This is a genomic window from Stenotrophomonas sp. YJH_SMC_58 (assembly GCF_059369635.1).
On the sequence record NZ_JCAFSW010000019.1, the window covers coordinates 1 to 15,068 of the forward strand.

Below are 15,068 nucleotides of genomic sequence, written 5' to 3' on the forward strand. Positions count from 1 at the left end.
TAGTGCCGGCCGCTGGCCGGCTCCCCATGGACCCATCCGGATGTGGGTAGTGCCGGCCGCTGGCCGGCTCCTCATGGACCCATCCGGATGTGGGTAGTGCCGGCCGCTGGCCGGCTCCCCATGGACCCATCCGGATATGCCGGCAGCCGGCCAGCGGCCGGCACTACCCTCAGCCCCTCGCTTACAGCGAGCCATGCAATAACCGGTGTGCCGACCAACGGTCGGCACCTACCCGCTTCACCCTCAGCCCCTCGCTTACAGCGAGCGGCTGATGGTGAAGCTGCCGAACACCGGTGCTTCGCGCTGGCCGTTGAACTCGCGCGTGCTGTGGTAGCGCGCCGCGGCGAACTTCCAGCGTCCGTACATCACGGCCACGCCGTAGCCGCCGTAGGCCACCACATGGCGCTTGTCCACGCTGTGACTGTTGCGGAACGTGTTGCCATCCAGCGTGATGTCGCGGATCACCCAGGCCGCGTCCGAGGTCGCGAACAGGTGCCAGGACCAGCCATTGGGACGGCCGCCGCGGGTCGGCGCAGTGTTCTCGCCGGCCGGGCGCAACGGCGTGCTGCCGAAGTCGTCCGGCAGCTTCCAGCCGAAGCGCACTTCACCGCCGAGGTTGACCTTGGTTTCCAGGTTGCCGATCGACCCGCCGTAGTGGCTGATCGCGTCCCAACCCCAGCCGTCGGCATTGACGCTGGCATCGCCGGGCCAGCGGCGCATGCGCTCATGGGTGAGCATGAACAGCGGCTCGTTGTGCAGCTGGTTGTCCCAGCCCTTGAATTTCTCGTCGCCCAGCACTTCGTGCACGGCATTCTGCACCTGCTTGCCCTGTGCCCACGGGCCGACCACGCCCAGAGTCAGCTGGGTGGTCTGCAGGCGGTCGCCGCTGCGCGCATTGAAACCGAAGTTTGCGATCAGTACGCCGGCGTAAGGACGGTCGTCCTCGATCAGGTCCCTGCGGCTGAAATCGGTCGGGGTGAAGATGCCCTGGCCGATGCTGAAGATCATGTTCTGCTGTTCGAACCTGCCCGGATGCAGCCCTTCCAGGTACTGGTTCACCCAGCGCGCCATGCGCGGCAGGCAGGGGTCGTCGGTGTAGTCGACCAGATTGGGCGAGACCAGGGTCAACAGCGCACCGTTGGTGTAGCCCTGGTCCTGGTGGCGGCCACCAAACAGGTCGTTGTCAACGCGGAAGTTGATCTGCGGCGGGTGGTCGCGCATCGCGTCCGGGCCACATTGTTCGGCCGCCTGGGCGGCAAGGGGGAGGGCAGAGGCCAGCAGGCCGGCCAGCCCGAGGGCTGCGACACTACGCATGGATGGAATGCTCATGGGGAAGGGGACGGTTTTCAGTCGTTATATGCAACGCTACGGTACTCGCGCCCGCGCGGCGGAACGAGCACGTTCGAATCACTTGTCTGTTCCGAAAACAACATTGTCCAGCGGACACAATTTGTTACCCGCGCAAGCGCCGCAGGTCTGGTGTGAAGAAGACCACTGGTCGCCGTACGTTGCCTGGGCCAGTGCGTGACAGCAGATTGCAGTCAGCTGCCGTTGGGCTTCGGCCCGCGCCGCTGGGCCGCCTGCAACGCAGCAGGCCGCCGGTGCCGTCTTTGACGTTGATGAATACTCTTGGGTTTGTTGCCCTGCGGCCCGATAATGGGTCCATGGAAATCAAGTCCGACAACCCCGACCACGGCTTCCAGTTCCCCGGCCAGTTCGAGCTCAGCGCCATGGGCCCGGCCAACCGCGGCCTGGAACATGAGCTCCCCCGCCTGCTGCTGGCTGCCGGCATCGATGTCGTCAATGAACGCATCAGCTGGAAGCATTCCTCCAACGGCAAGTACGTGTCCGTCCGCATCGTGTTCAAGGCTGAGAGCCGCGAACAGTACGACCTGGCGCACCAGGCGCTGCGCGACCACCCGGAAGTGAAGTGGACGCTGTAGCCGACAGCTGCCCGGCTGAAGCCGCCCCCGAGGACCGCGCGCCGCGTCCGGCGCTGGTCCGTGACCTTGGCCGCCAGGCGTACGAGCCGGTGTGGCGCGCCATGCAGCGCTTCACCGACCAGCGCAGCGACACCGATGCCGACGAATTGTGGGTGGTCGAACACGACCCGGTGTTCACCCTGGGCCAGGCCGGCAAGGATGAGCATGTGCTGGCGCCGGGCGATATCCCGGTGCTGCATGTGGACCGTGGCGGCCAGGTGACCTATCACGGCCCCGGCCAGATCGTGGTTTACCCGCTGCTGCGCCTGCCGCGCCTGGGCATCGGTGTGCGCGATTACGTGTGCCGCATCGAGCAGGCCATCATCGATACGCTGGGCGAGTGGAACATCGGTGCCGAACGCCGCGAGGGCGCCCCGGGCGTCTATGTCGGCGGCGCCAAGATCGCTGCCCTCGGCATCCGCGTGCGTCGCGGCTGCACCTTCCACGGCCTGGCCTTCAATGTGGCCATGGACCTGGAGCCCTTCCACCGCATCAATCCCTGTGGCTATCAGGGGTTGCAGGTGACCTCGGTGGTAGACTTGGGCGGTCCCTCCGGGATGGAGGCCGTCAAGCCGGTGCTGCTGGACCACCTGGCCCGCCAGTTCGGCCTGCTGCTGCAGCACACCCCCGAACTGCCCGATCTTTCTGCGGCCGCCTGACCGCCCCCGGAACTGCCATGACTGAAACCACCGCCCGTTCCATTCCCCTGCAGATCGTGCAGGGCGACTCCCCGTCCGCCGCGCCGTTGCAGGCCGGGGTCAAGCAGCTGGGCGGTGACAAGATCAACCGCTCGCCGGTGCAGTTCGCCGACGCGCCGGTGCTGCGCAAACCGTCCTGGATCCGCGTGCGCATTCCTTCGGGCAATGCCGTGCAGAACCTGAAGGCCAAGCTGCGCGAAAACCGCCTGGTGACCGTGTGCGAGGAAGCCAGCTGCCCGAACATCCACGAGTGCTTCGGCCACGGCACCGCCACCTTCATGATCCTGGGCGAGGTCTGCACCCGCCGCTGCTCGTTCTGCGACGTGGCCCACGGCCGCCCGAAGCCGCCGGATGCCAACGAACCGGCCAGTCTCGGCCAGACCGTGGCCGACATGGGCCTGAAGTACGTGGTGGTGACCAGCGTCGACCGCGATGACCTGCGCGACGGTGGTGCCCAGCACTTCGTCGACTGCATCACCGCCATTCGCGAGAAGTCGCCGGGCACCCGCATCGAAGTGCTGACCCCGGACTTCCGTGGCAAGGGCCGCATGGAGCGCGCGCTGGAGATCCTGGCGCAGAACCCGCCGGATGTGTTCAACCACAACATCGAGACCGTGCCGGACCTGTACCGCAACGTGCGCCCGGGTGCGGACTACCAGTGGTCGCTGAACCTGCTGAAGAACTTCAAGGCGCAGCATCCGGACGTGCCGACCAAGAGCGGCATCATGCTGGGCCTGGGCGAGGACTTCGAACAGATCAAGGCCACCCTGCGCGACCTGCGCGCACACGACGTGGACATGATCACCATCGGCCAGTACCTGCAGCCGACCGCACACCACCACCCGGTGCTGAAGTACTGGACCCCGGAGGACTACAAGGCGCTGGAGGACTACGGCTACGAGCTGGGCTTCAGCCATGTTGCTTCCGGCCCGATGGTGCGCTCGTCGTATCACGCCGACGTGCAGGCCAAGGGCGCCGGCGTCTCCTGAGGTGGGTGCGAACCGCCCTGGTGGGTGCGAACGTTGGTTCGCACGCCTTTGCCTGTTGTAAAGCCGAGCCCATGCTCGGCCCCGCCTTCGCCTGCATTCACAATTTGCTACACCGGCCCGGCTAGGCTGGTTTTCCACCGAGCGCGGCCGGGTGACAAACCCGGCAACTTTCGGCACTGTCGTGGTGTCTTAACACCCCGCAGTCTCCCCCTTGGCAAGGCGCCTTCGAGCACGTCAATGAAATTCAAAGCCCCCGCATTCCTGATGGCCCTGGCGCTGGTCGCGCCACTGGCGTTGGCGGCCAAGGCCGACTCGCCCGCATTGCCCGCGGCGGCCACCGCCGACCAGGTGACCACCTCCAAGCTGGTGTACGGCCTGCTGTCCGACAGCCGCTACGCCTATCGCCCGCGCGCGCTGGACGAGGCCACCTCCAAGGACGTGTTCAAGCGCTATCTGGAAACGCTTGACGGCGGCAAGCAGTACTTCACCCAGGCCGACGTGGCGCGCTTCGCACCGTTCGAGGCCAACATCGCCTCGGCCATCCGGGGCGGCGAGCTGGAGCCGGCGTTCCAGGTGTTCGCTGTCTACAAGCAGCGCGTCGGCGAGCGCGTGGCGTACGCGCGCAAGCTGCTCAAGCAGGAGCCGGACTTCACCACCGACGAGCGCTTCGAGTACGACCGCAAGAAGGTGCCGTGGGCGGCCAGCAGTGCCGAGCTCGATGAGCTGTGGCGCAAGTCGGTGAAGAACGATTGGCTGCGCCTGAAGCTGGCCGGCAAGAAGCCGGATGACATCCGCAAGACGCTGGACAAGCGCTACGCGACGCTGGAGAAGTCGGTCAATGAACTGAAGGGCGAAGACGTCTTCCAGTTCTTCATGAATTCGTACACCAGTGCCGTTGATCCGCACACGGATTACTTCACCCCGCGCACCGCCGAGAACTTCAACCAGGCGATGTCGCTGTCGCTGGAAGGCATCGGTGCGCAGCTGCAGCGCCAGGACGATGTGGTGGTCATCCGCGAGATCATCGCCGGTGGCCCGGCTGCGGTGGACGGCACGCTGAAGCCGGGTGACCGCATCGTCGGCGTTGGCCAGGGCAAGTCCGGCCAGGTCGAGGACGTGATTGGCTGGCGCATCGACGATGTCGTGGCCAAGATCCGCGGCGCCAAGGACACCCAGGTCAAGCTGGAGTTCATTCCGGCTGCCGAAGGTGCCGATGGCAAGCACCACACCCTGGTGCTGACCCGGCAGAAGGTGCGCCTGGCCGAACAGGCCGCCAAGGGCGAGACCATGACCATTCCGGCCGCCAACGGCGAGCCGGCACGGAAGATCGGCGTGATCAAGCTGCCGACCTTCTACCAGGACTTCGAAGGCCGTCGCCGCAACGCCGCCGACTATGCTTCGGCCACCCGCGACGTGGCCAAGCTGCTGGCCGGCTTCAAGAACGACAAGCTGGACGGCGTGGTGCTGGACCTGCGCAACAACGGCGGTGGTTCGCTGGATGAAGCGATCGAACTGACTGGCCTGTTCATCGAGCAGGGCCCGGTGGTGCAGGTGCGCGAATCCGGTGGCCGCGTCACCGTCAACAGCGACCGCAACCAGGGCGTGGCCTGGGACGGCCCGCTGGCGGTGCTGATCAACCGTGGTTCGGCCTCGGCCTCGGAGATCTTCGCCGGTGCCATCCAGGACTACGGTCGTGGCCTGGTGATCGGTGAAACCAGCTTCGGCAAGGGCACCGTACAGAACATCGTCGACCTTGACCGCTGGCCGAGCGGCGAGACCCAGCGCTTCGGCCAGGTCAAGCTGACCATTGCCCAGTTCTTCCGCATCAGCGGCAGCAGCACCCAGCACAAGGGCGTGGTGCCGGACCTGGCGTTCCCGGCCAGCGTCGATGCCACCGAGTTCGGCGAAAGCACCTACGACAACGCACTGCCGTGGACCCGCATCGCCGCCGTGCCGCACACCCAGTACGGCAACTTCGCGCCGTTGCTGCCGAAGCTGGAAACCCGTCACGACGCGCGCATCGCCACCGACAAGGAGTTCCAGTGGTGGAACGAGGACGTGCAGCAGTTCCGCACCGAAGCGGCGAAGAAATACATCTCGCTCAACGAGGCGACCCGTCGCGCTGAGCGCGAGCGCCAGGATACCCAGCGCAAGGAGCGCCAGGTGCAGCGCAAGGAGCTGGGCCTGGCCCTGGATCCGCTGGCGGATGACAGCAGCGATGACGGCCTGACCGGCAACGAGCGCGACATCGTCAAGGATGCCGCGCGCGAGAAGGCTGCCGAAAAGCGCCCGGACCCGCTGCTGCGCGAGTCAGCCTCGATCCTGGCCGACGCGGTGAACCTGCTGGCCAACGACCGCCCGCTTTCGGCGCAGGTGCTGCCGCAGTCCACCGGTGCCGGCCGCTGGGCGGACTGAGCCGGCGACGGCATGTGATACCCGAGGGGCCGGCATTGCCGGCCCTTTTTTCGTTTGGGGGACCTCGTTCACGGTAGCGCCGTGCCATGCGTGGCGGGGCGAAGTGCCACAAACGACTTAATCCCCTCCGTCCCCTTTTCCTGCATGAACCGGCAGCAACGGCGGGGGCTGGCGGGCGTGCTTTCGACCTGCCGCACACGGCCGCAGGACTACCCTTGGCGATACCGTCCTCGCAGGAGTACCCATGCGGGCCTCCCGTCTTTCCAGTGTTGCCGTGGCGCTCGCCAGCGCCCTGATCCTGTCGGCCTGTGGCGGCCGCGCCGCCGACAGCACCCTGCTGCGTGAGTCCTTTGATTCCGGCGACACCTTCTCGCGCACCGTCGATGGCCGTCCCGGTGACGCCTGCGAGGCCGCACGGCGCACCCTGCTCAGCCAAGGCTATGCCATCGCCCGTTCCGACGCGGCGCAGGTGGAAGGCAACAAGAACTTCCAGCCGCGCGAGGACGATCACGAGCAGCTGGTGCTGCGTATTTCCTGCGCACCGCGCGGGAGCCAGACACTGGTATTCGTCAGTGCCGTGCAGGATCGCTATGCGTTGAAGAAGAGTCCGACCTCGGCCAGTGTTGGCGTCGGTGCGCTCGGATCTGTATCGCTGCCGTTCGGCAGCAATGACGACTCGCTGGTGAAAGTGGCCAGCAGCACGGTTACCGATGCTGAGTTCTATCGTCGCTTCTTCCAGCGCCTGCAACAGTACCTTCCGGCGGAGGCAGGCAAGCCCGTTCCGCCTGTGGTCACAACCCCGGAGCCCGCACCGGCGAGCACGGACCAGGATTGAACGTGCGCGGCAGATGGATGGGTGTGGCCCTGCTGCTGCCCGCGCTGGGCACGGCAGCCACGCCGCTGGACTGTACACAAGGCCTGCTGCAGCGCCTGGGGTGGCACTTCGAAACACGCGCGATCAGTGCACCGCAGGTGCATGGTGGCCCTGTGTGCACGCGCGCGTCGCTGCCGGAGGCTCAGGCGGCAGGCGATCTGCGCGTGCAATGGCCGGCGGACATGCCCGCTGCAGCGCGCAAGGCGTTGCTGCAGCAGGTGCTGGACGATCCGGCTACGGTTTGCGCCTACGCCTTCCAGCTGGATGCAGCCACGCAACGTGCCGCTGCTGCACTGCAGGGCAATGCAGGATTCCGCTTCTCTGGCCTGCAGCTCGGTTGGATCGGCTTCGGCCTGCACGGCGCACACGCGCAAGGCTGGCAGCGCACGCGAAGCTTCGGCCGCGGTTTCGTGCCCATTACGGGCAACAGCCAGGCGCTGCAGGCGTTCTACAGCGGCAATGTACGCGCCGAATGTGGAGTCGGTCGCCAGGTCGCACAACTGGCCACACAGCGCGAGCTGTATGGCGATGCGGCCTTCGACGCTGCATTCTCCGCAGAAGAACTGTCGATCGGTACGTTCCTCGCGCTGCACGATACCGACAGCATCCTGCTTGGCGCACACGCCGGTGACTACTTCGCCGATGGCAAGGCGGTGCGCACCTCGGCGATGGGCCGCCAGGCCTTCGTCGGTGTGCCTGGTTTCATCGAACATGTGTACGACAAGGGCATGCTGGACGACCTGAGCAACCAGGCCGAAAACTTCGTGGTGGTGTCGGTGGGCGAGGAGGCCGCGCAGGCGTTGGCCGCGCACGGCGGCCTTGCCTGGTACGACCAGCGCAATGCCGAGCTGTGGGCGCTGGCGCAGGACATCCCGCGTATCGGCCGGCGCTACTTCGAACGCCTGTTGTTCGAGCGCGACCCGGACCTTCGTGCACGGCTGGAACCGCGCTACCACGCCACGCTGGCACGCATGGACCGCCTGCTGGACGATCCGTTCTACCAGCAGTTCGTGATCTATGTGCATCCGCGCGGTATACGTCCCATCGGCTACCACATCGCCCGCCTGCTTGACCGCAACCCGCGAACCCCCTTTTCGATCGACCTGGCGGTGCACAATCTGCATACCACGCTCTACCGGCGTTGGCGCGAGGCGCAGCTGCGCCACTGCGCGGATACCGGCAGGCCAGGCAGCCTGACCCTAGACCCCAACTGAAGGTGAAACAATGGATATTGCAATGATCGGCCTCGGCCGCATGGGCGCCAACATGGCCCAGCGCCTGCATCGCGGCGGCCACCGCGTCGTCGGCTACGACCCGGGCGAAGGTGCCCGCCAGCGCGCCGCCGAGGCCGGCCTGGAGGTGGTCGATTCGCTGGCCGCCGCGGTGGCCGCGCTGCCGGTGCCGCGCGTGGTGTGGCTGATGGTGCCGGCCGGCGAAACCGTCGACCAGACCCTGGGTCAGCTGACTCCGCACCTGGCCGAGGGTGACATCGTCATCGACGGCGGCAACTCCAACTACCAGGACTCGATCCGTCGCGCCAAGGCGCTGGCCGAAGACGACCTGGGCTACGTCGACTGCGGCACCAGCGGTGGCGTATGGGGCCTGCAGGAAGGCTACAGCCTGATGGTCGGTGGTGAAGCGGCGGTGGTGGAGCAGATCGCACCGCTGCTGCGCACGCTGGCACCGGCCGAAGACCGTGGCTGGGGTCGTGTCGGCCCGTCCGGCGCTGGCCACTTCACCAAGATGGTCCACAACGGCATCGAGTACGGAATGATGCAGGCCTACGCGGAGGGCTTCGCGCTGATGGAGCGCAAGCAGGAAATGGAACTGGACCTGGCCCAGGTGGCCGAAGTCTGGCGCCACGGCAGCGTGGTGCGCTCGTGGCTGCTGGACCTGAGCACCGAAGCCCTCAAGCGCAATCCGTCGCTGGATGGCATCGCGCCGTACGTGGAGGACTCCGGTGAAGGCCGCTGGACCGTGGCCGAAGCGATCTCGCTCGATGTGCCGGCACCGGTGATCACCCTGTCGCTGCTGGAACGCCTGCGCTCGCGCGAATCCAATTCGTTCACCGACCGCCTGCTGTCGGCGATGCGCAACGAATTCGGCGGCCACGCGATCAAGAAATCGTAAGCACGAAGCCGGGGTCGGATCCCTTTCCGCAGGAAAGGGCTCTGACCCCATGCAGGCAGTCGAGCATGGCTCGACTCTGCAAAAGCCGTCTCCGATGGCTTCCACGTCGATGTGTCGACCAAGGTCGACACCTACCGTCGGGCGCGGGACTCTGTCGAAGGCGGGGTGGGTCCGGCTCCCGCAACCGGACCCATCCTGCCATCTCACGGATTGCCGGTTTTTGTCGTTGCTGTTGAGGTTGCCGGCCAGCGGCCGGCACTACCACGGGTGCAGGGCGCAGCCCTGCCGATCACCCCAACGCGATCCGCCGCCCTTCGCGCGCACTGTCCATGCCTGCCTGCAGCAGCCGCATCAGCTGCAGCGCCTGCACCGGATCGACCGTGGCTTCGCCGTCGCCATGCATGGCCGCGGCGAACTGCGCATACAACCGACGGTAGTCACCGGGCAGATTGTCGACGGTGCCGCGCTGCACGTTGTCCTCGGCATCACAGCGCACCAGCTCGCCATGCCGCGGGTCGATGCCCCAGCCGGGCGCACCGGGCGCCACACCGCGGCGCAGCTGCGCTTCCTGCACATCCAGGCCGTGCTTGATCCAACTGGCCTTGCTGCCATGCACGCTGAAATGCGGCGTGGGAGCTGCCACCAGGGAACCGGAATGCACGATCGCGCGATGCCGCGGGTAGTGCAGCACGGCGTGGAAGTAATCGATGGCGCTGCCGCCATCGCGCTGCACGGCCAGATCAGCATCGATCGCTTCGGGCCAGCCGAACAGCACCAGCATCTGGTCCAGCAGGTGCGGGCCCAGGTCGTACCACAGGCCACTGCCGGGACCGTCCTGCTCGCGCCAGCGGTCACGCACCTGCGGGCGATAGCGATCGAAGTGCACATGGCACTCGGCGATGTCGCCCAGTGTCCCGTCCGCAAGCAGCGCCTGCAGCGTGAGGAAGTCGGCATCGAAGCGCCGGTTCTGGAAGACGGTGGCGATGCGTCCGGCATCGCGTGCCGCAGCCAGAACGGCTTCGGCTTCAGCGACATCCAGCGCGAACGGCTTGTCGACCAGCACGTGCTTGCCGGCGGCCAGCGCTGCGATCGCCAGCGGCGCGTGCTGTTCATTGGGCGTGGCGATCACTACGGCATCCACGGCCGGGTCGTCGAACACCTCCTGCGGCGTGGCACGCACGTGCACGTCGCTGAACGCGCGCAGCAACGTGTCTCGCTGCGAACTGACGATGCTGTGCAGCACCAGGCCGGGTGTGTGCTGGATCAGCGGTGCGTGGAAGACACGGCCGGCGAGGCCGTAGCCGATCAGGGCCAGTTGCAGGTCGGGGCGCATGACAGAGCTCCGGCAGTGGGAAGGGCAGGGTAAACGACGCGGGCTCACGGGCCAAAGCTGAACGGTTGTCGTTGCAGGTAGCCCGATTCACAGCGGCATGACCGCAACGCCACGCCTGCTCTACGCCGGTTTGTCCAGACTGGCAGCACATTCCGAAGGAGTACGACACGATGAGCAATACGACCCGCACGCTGATTGCCTCCGCCCTGACGCTGGGCCTGGCGCTGTCCTCCTCGGCCGCATTCGCCAAGGATCCGGCCGCGAAGAGCCCGCCGACCAGCACGCACCCGGCGACCCATGCTGATCGCCACGATTCCAACGAGCCGGTGACCGATACCTGGATCACCACCAAGGTGAAGGCCGACCTGCTCGCCAGCAGCAACGTTCCGGGTACCGAAATCAAGGTGGAAACCGTGAACGGCGTGGTCAGCCTGAGCGGTGCCGTAGCGAGCCAGGCCGAGAAGGACAAGGCCGTCACCACCGCCAAGGGCATCAAGGGCGTGACCCGCGTTGATGCAGCCGCATTGAAGGTCAGCGCTGCCGCCAAGCGCTGAAGCTGACGGGCGCCCCCTCGCGGGGCGCCCGTTGAGCTGTAGGGCCGCGGCCATGTTCGGCTGGAACTCCAAGGCAGCCGAGCTTGGCCCGGCTCTACAGGTCTGAGGACTGCGAACCTGTTCAGCCAACCAGGGGGGAAACCCCTGCGTTGTGACCGCCTGCGCTATATTGCCGGTTCCGCCGCAGCCGGACAGGGTCCGGCCGACGCCCTGCGGCCGTGCTGAAGAGGAACTATGGCGCTGGTTTTCAGTGACGACATCTGGGACCGCTGGCGGTTGCCGGCCCTGGGGCTGGCGGCCGCAGCGATCATCGTGGTGCCGTGGTTGACCCTGCGCAAACTGCAGCAGGACAACGAGCAGGCAATGGCCTGGGTCAACCATACCCAGGCGGTGGGCTTGGCCCTGCAGCAGCTGCAGGCTGATGTGCGCGACGTCGAATCGGCCGCATTGACGCTGTCCAAGGGCGTGGACGCACCCGGGCTGCGCGAGCGCATGGCCGCAGCCAACGACATTCCCGGTCGCTTGGCCGAACTGGGGCGGATGACCCGCGACAACCCCGACCAGCTGATCCGCATCGGCCGTATCGAATCGATGCTGGAAGGGCGGATGGCGCTTGCCCGCGAGCTGGCCAGATCTGAACCCAACAGCGATCAACGCGAGCTGGTGAAGGACCTGAGCACGCGCTATCCGATCCGTGGCCTGGTGGAAGAACTCCAGGCCAGCGAACAGCAACTGTTGACACTGCGGGCCGAGCAGGCGGCGCGCCAGCGCAAGCAGACCGAGCTGGTGTCTTGGAGTTCGCTGGTGATCCAGCTGGGACTGCTCGGCCTGGTGCTTTGGCTCCTGCAGCGGCAGATCGGGCGGCGCCTGCACGCCGAACGCCAATCGCTGCGCTCGGCGGCACGCGCGGCATCGGTGTTGCAGACCGTGCGCGAACCCATTGTGCTGCTCGACCGCGACCTGCGCGTGCAGTTGCATAACCCCGCCTTCGCCGAGCTGTACGGGCTGCAGGACGAACGCGCCGATGGCCTGCTGCTGGAAAGCGTCGGCGACGGTGCCTGGAAGGACGCCGTCGTGCGCCAACGCCTGTCCGACGTGCTGCTGCGCGGCCGCGAGCTGTGGGATTTCGAGCACGAACAGCGCACCGCCGACGGCATGGCGCGCTACATGCTGCTGAACGCACGGCGCATGCCGCTGCCCGATACCGATGATGAAGTGGTGCTGCTGACGGTCAGCGATGTCACCATGCAACGCGCAGTCCAGCTGCGCGTTGAAGAGCTCAACCGCCAGCTGGAAGGCAAGGTCGCGCAGGTGTCCGAGGTCAACCGCGAGCTGGAGGCCTTCAGCTACTCGGTCTCGCATGACCTGCGCGCACCGCTGCGCCACGTCGCCGGATTCTCCGACAAGCTGTCGCGCCACCTGGGCGACGCTGCCGATGACAAGAGCCGTCATTACCTGGACGTGATCTCCAGTTCGGCCCGGCGCATGGCGGCGCTGATCGATGACCTGCTGGTCTACTCGCGCCTGGGCCGCGCGGCGATGCGCCAGCAGGCGGTGGACATGCAGTCGCTGGTGGCCGATACCCGCGCCATGCTCGATTCCAACCTGCAGGCCGAGGCGGAGAACAGTGGCCATGTGCACCAGGTGGAGTGGAGCATCGCGCCGCTGCCGATCGTGGTCGGCGATGAGAACATGATCCGCCAGGTCTGGCTGAACCTGCTCGGCAACGCGGTGAAGTACTCGGGCAACCGCGAACCGGCGAAGATCCGCGTGGACTACCAGCCGCAGCCTGACGGCGGTCATCAGTTCACGGTCAGCGACAATGGTGCAGGCTTTGACATGGCTTATGCCGGCAAACTGTTCGGCGTGTTCCAGCGCCTGCACAAGGCCAGCGACTACCCGGGTACCGGCATCGGCCTGGCCAGCGTGCGCCGCGTGCTCACCCGTCATGGCGGCCGTATCTGGGCCGAGGCTGAACCGGACGTCGGCGCCACCTTCCACTTCTACCTGCCTCCCGCGATCGATGCGGACAAACAAGGGCCTTCTGCATGACCACTTTGCGCACCATTCTTCTCGCCGAAGACAGCCCGGCCGACGCCGAAATGGCGATCGACGCCCTGGAAGAGGCGCGTCTGGCCAACCCCATCGTGCACGTCGAGGATGGCGTGGAAGTGATGGACTACCTGCTGCGCCGTGGTGCCTTCGCCAACCGCGAGGAAGGCCTGCCGGCGGTGCTGCTGCTGGATATCAAGATGCCGCGCATGGATGGCCTGGAAGTACTGCGGCAGATCCGCGAACACGAAGAGCTCAAGCGCCTGCCGGTGGTGATCCTGTCGTCCTCGCGCGAGGAAAGCGATCTGGCCCGGAGCTGGGACATGGGCGTGAATGCTTATGTGGTCAAGCCAGTGGACGTGGACCAGTTCTTTGGCGCCGTACAGACGCTGGGCAAGTTCTGGGCGTTGATCAACCAGGCACCGGAACTCGAGTGAGCCCATGCCCTTGACCGGTCCCGCCCTGGGGGCGCTGCGCATCCTGCTGGTGGAGGACTCACCGGAAGATGCCGAGCTGATGTCCGAACAGATGCTCGATGCGGGCCTGGAGGCCCGCTTCGAGCGTGTCGAGAGCGAGGCCGAACTGCGCCAGGCACTGGCCGCGTTCCAGCCGGACATCGTGCTGTCCGACCTGAGCATGCCGGGGTTTTCCGGTGATGACGCGCTGCGCATCGTGCGCGAGACCTCGCCGGAAGTACCCTTCATCTTCGTCTCCGGCACCATGGGTGAGGAGAATGCGGTGGCGGCGCTGCAGAAGGGCGCCAATGACTACATCATCAAGCACCAGCCGGCGCGCCTGCCGTCGGCGGTGGCACGTGCGATCCGCGATGCACGCAGCGCGATCGAGCGCGCACGGGTGGAAACCGAGCTGATGCGCGCACAGCGCCTGGAAAGCCTGTCGCTGCTGGCAGCCGGGCTCAGCCACGACCTGCGCAACATCCTGCAGCCGTTGCTGATCATGCCGGACCTGCTGAAGGCGCGTACCGACGATCCGCAGCTGCACCACCTGGCCGATGTCATCGCCGAGTGCGGCCGCCGTGGCCATGAGATGGCCGAATCGATGCTGTCGTTCGTGCGCGGTTCGCGCAAGCCGAGCGAGCGCATCGAGATCGATGGCCTGTTCGATGCGGTGGCACTACTGTTGCGCAGCAACGTGCCTGATGCGGTGCGCCTGGAATTGCAGGTGCAGGACGAAGGCCTGGTGGTCGACGCCAACTACACCGAACTGCAGCAGGTGATGCTGAACCTGGCGCTCAACGCGATACAGGCGATGCCCAACGGTGGCCGCCTGAGCCTGACTGCCAGCCATGCTGGCCATCGCGATGGCGTGGACTGGATGCACATACGGGTCGCCGACGAAGGCGTCGGCATGGATGCGGACACGCTGTCGCACCTGTTCAATCCGTTCTTCACAACCAAGGCCGACGGCACTGGCTTGGGGCTGATTTCCTGCAAGCGCATCGTTGAAGGTGCCGGCGGCAGCATTCACGTCAGCAGCCAGCCGGGGCAGGGCACCTGCTTCGAACTGCGCCTGCCGATGCACGACGCCATCGATGGCAGCGAGCCGATCGAACAGCTGGTGGCCTTGGGCAGCGGCCAATCGATCCTGGTGGTCGATGGCGAAGCCACGCGTCTATCGCTGCTGGGCAATGCGCTGTCCAGCCAGGGCTACCAGCTGCAGTTGGCCTCCGATGGGCCGGCAGCGCTGCGCTGGATGCAGCAGGAGGCGATGCCCGCGCTGGTGATTGCCGATGCCGGCTCCAAGCTGCTGCCGGCCAGCCAGCTGCTGGGCGAGATGGCGACATTGGGCTATCGCGGCCCGGCACTGGTACTGGAAGACCCGGCAGTGCCGGTCGCGGCCGATGCCTTCCCGGACGGCGTGGAGGTGCATGTGCTGCACAAGCCGCTGCAGATGCAGCAGGTCTTCCGCGCCGTGGCCGAAGCGCTGGGCTGATGCCCCGGTAGTGCCGGCCTCTGGCCGGCATCCCTGTGTGGCGGGATCAACGCGGTTGCCGGCCAGCGGCCGGCACTACCGTTCGGCA

The 15,068-nt window shown here is 66.5% G+C and carries 13 protein-coding genes; 11 read left to right on the forward strand and 2 right to left on the reverse strand.

Annotated elements, in window-relative coordinates:
• Positions 1 to 255 precede the first annotated feature (255 nt).
• Positions 256 to 1,314: a lipid A deacylase LpxR family protein gene (locus AC5P68_RS17625; protein WP_080353462.1), complete on the reverse strand. Its 1,059-nt coding sequence runs from the start codon at positions 1,312 to 1,314 to the stop codon at positions 256 to 258.
• A gap of 350 nt (positions 1,315 to 1,664) precedes the next feature.
• Here AC5P68_RS17625 and AC5P68_RS17630 point away from each other — a divergent pair, with 350 nt between their 5' ends.
• From AC5P68_RS17630 to gnd, 7 genes are all read left to right on the forward strand, one after another.
• Entirely contained in the window at positions 1,665 to 1,943 is a 279-nt protein-coding gene (locus AC5P68_RS17630) for a YbeD family protein (protein WP_005411067.1), read from the forward strand.
• The gene (lipB, locus tag AC5P68_RS17635) at positions 1,931 to 2,641 is read left to right on the forward strand and encodes a lipoyl(octanoyl) transferase LipB (RefSeq protein ID WP_005411066.1); all 711 of its coding nucleotides are present in this window, start codon (positions 1,931 to 1,933) and stop codon (positions 2,639 to 2,641) included. Before AC5P68_RS17630 ends, lipB begins: the two co-directional genes overlap by 13 nt.
• 17 nt (positions 2,642 to 2,658) lie before the next feature.
• Positions 2,659 to 3,669, forward strand: a complete 1,011-nt coding sequence (lipA, locus tag AC5P68_RS17640; RefSeq protein ID WP_005411065.1) for a lipoyl synthase — start codon at positions 2,659 to 2,661, stop codon at positions 3,667 to 3,669.
• Between the two features lie 237 nt (positions 3,670 to 3,906).
• Positions 3,907 to 6,084 (forward strand): carboxy terminal-processing peptidase, encoded by a 2,178-nt coding sequence (locus AC5P68_RS17645; protein WP_033834547.1) that lies wholly within the window; start codon positions 3,907 to 3,909, stop codon positions 6,082 to 6,084.
• A gap of 244 nt (positions 6,085 to 6,328) precedes the next feature.
• Positions 6,329 to 6,919: a DUF2242 domain-containing protein gene (locus AC5P68_RS17650; protein ID WP_024957044.1), complete on the forward strand. Its 591-nt coding sequence runs from the start codon at positions 6,329 to 6,331 to the stop codon at positions 6,917 to 6,919.
• A gap of 17 nt (positions 6,920 to 6,936) precedes the next feature.
• The gene (locus AC5P68_RS17655) at positions 6,937 to 8,172 is read left to right on the forward strand and encodes a hypothetical protein (protein WP_231522687.1); all 1,236 of its coding nucleotides are present in this window, start codon (positions 6,937 to 6,939) and stop codon (positions 8,170 to 8,172) included.
• Between the two features lie 10 nt (positions 8,173 to 8,182).
• On the forward strand, positions 8,183 to 9,088 hold the full coding sequence (gene gnd, locus AC5P68_RS17660) for a phosphogluconate dehydrogenase (NAD(+)-dependent, decarboxylating) (protein WP_033834559.1): 906 nt from the start codon (positions 8,183 to 8,185) through the stop codon (positions 9,086 to 9,088).
• 289 nt (positions 9,089 to 9,377) lie between these two features.
• Here the strand turns inward: gnd and AC5P68_RS17665 are convergent, their stop codons facing one another.
• Positions 9,378 to 10,421, reverse strand: a complete 1,044-nt coding sequence (locus AC5P68_RS17665; protein WP_024957042.1) for an oxidoreductase — start codon at positions 10,419 to 10,421, stop codon at positions 9,378 to 9,380.
• Between the two features lie 170 nt (positions 10,422 to 10,591).
• Here AC5P68_RS17665 and AC5P68_RS17670 point away from each other — a divergent pair, with 170 nt between their 5' ends.
• The 4 genes from AC5P68_RS17670 to AC5P68_RS17685 all read left to right on the forward strand — a co-directional run bounded on the left by AC5P68_RS17670 (position 10,592) and on the right by AC5P68_RS17685 (position 14,980).
• The gene (locus tag AC5P68_RS17670) at positions 10,592 to 10,975 is read left to right on the forward strand and encodes a BON domain-containing protein (protein ID WP_049447825.1); all 384 of its coding nucleotides are present in this window, start codon (positions 10,592 to 10,594) and stop codon (positions 10,973 to 10,975) included.
• Between the two features lie 234 nt (positions 10,976 to 11,209).
• Complete coding sequence (locus AC5P68_RS17675) at positions 11,210 to 13,027, forward strand: sensor histidine kinase (RefSeq protein ID WP_414498152.1); 1,818 nt, start codon at positions 11,210 to 11,212, stop codon at positions 13,025 to 13,027.
• Positions 13,024 to 13,464 (forward strand): response regulator, encoded by a 441-nt coding sequence (locus tag AC5P68_RS17680; RefSeq protein WP_005411057.1) that lies wholly within the window; start codon positions 13,024 to 13,026, stop codon positions 13,462 to 13,464. Before AC5P68_RS17675 ends, AC5P68_RS17680 begins: the two co-directional genes overlap by 4 nt.
• A gap of 4 nt (positions 13,465 to 13,468) precedes the next feature.
• Positions 13,469 to 14,980 carry an ATP-binding protein gene (locus AC5P68_RS17685; RefSeq protein ID WP_414498153.1) on the forward strand — a complete coding sequence of 504 codons (1,512 nt, stop codon included), beginning with the start codon at positions 13,469 to 13,471 and terminating at the stop codon, positions 14,978 to 14,980.
• Positions 14,981 to 15,068 lie beyond the last annotated feature (88 nt).

Bases quoted from the DNA above. Each gene is read 5' to 3' on its own strand.
- AC5P68_RS17650 (WP_024957044.1), top strand. From the start codon at position 6,329: ATGCGGGCCTCCCGTCTTTCCAGTGTTGCCGTGGCGCTCGCCAGCGCC.
- gnd (WP_033834559.1), top strand. From the start codon at position 8,183: ATGGATATTGCAATGATCGGCCTCGGCCGCATGGGCGCCAACATGGCC.
- AC5P68_RS17670 (WP_049447825.1), top strand. From the start codon at position 10,592: ATGAGCAATACGACCCGCACGCTGATTGCCTCCGCCCTGACGCTGGGC.
- AC5P68_RS17675 (WP_414498152.1), top strand. From the start codon at position 11,210: ATGGCGCTGGTTTTCAGTGACGACATCTGGGACCGCTGGCGGTTGCCG.
- AC5P68_RS17625 (WP_080353462.1), bottom strand. From the start codon at position 1,314: ATGCGTAGTGTCGCAGCCCTCGGGCTGGCCGGCCTGCTGGCCTCTGCC.
- AC5P68_RS17645 (WP_033834547.1), top strand. From the start codon at position 3,907: ATGAAATTCAAAGCCCCCGCATTCCTGATGGCCCTGGCGCTGGTCGCG.
- AC5P68_RS17630 (WP_005411067.1), top strand. From the start codon at position 1,665: ATGGAAATCAAGTCCGACAACCCCGACCACGGCTTCCAGTTCCCCGGC.
- AC5P68_RS17655 (WP_231522687.1), top strand. From the start codon at position 6,937: ATGGGTGTGGCCCTGCTGCTGCCCGCGCTGGGCACGGCAGCCACGCCG.
- lipA (WP_005411065.1), top strand. From the start codon at position 2,659: ATGACTGAAACCACCGCCCGTTCCATTCCCCTGCAGATCGTGCAGGGC.
- AC5P68_RS17665 (WP_024957042.1), bottom strand. From the start codon at position 10,421: ATGCGCCCCGACCTGCAACTGGCCCTGATCGGCTACGGCCTCGCCGGC.
- AC5P68_RS17680 (WP_005411057.1), top strand. From the start codon at position 13,024: ATGACCACTTTGCGCACCATTCTTCTCGCCGAAGACAGCCCGGCCGAC.
- AC5P68_RS17685 (WP_414498153.1), top strand. From the start codon at position 13,469: ATGCCCTTGACCGGTCCCGCCCTGGGGGCGCTGCGCATCCTGCTGGTG.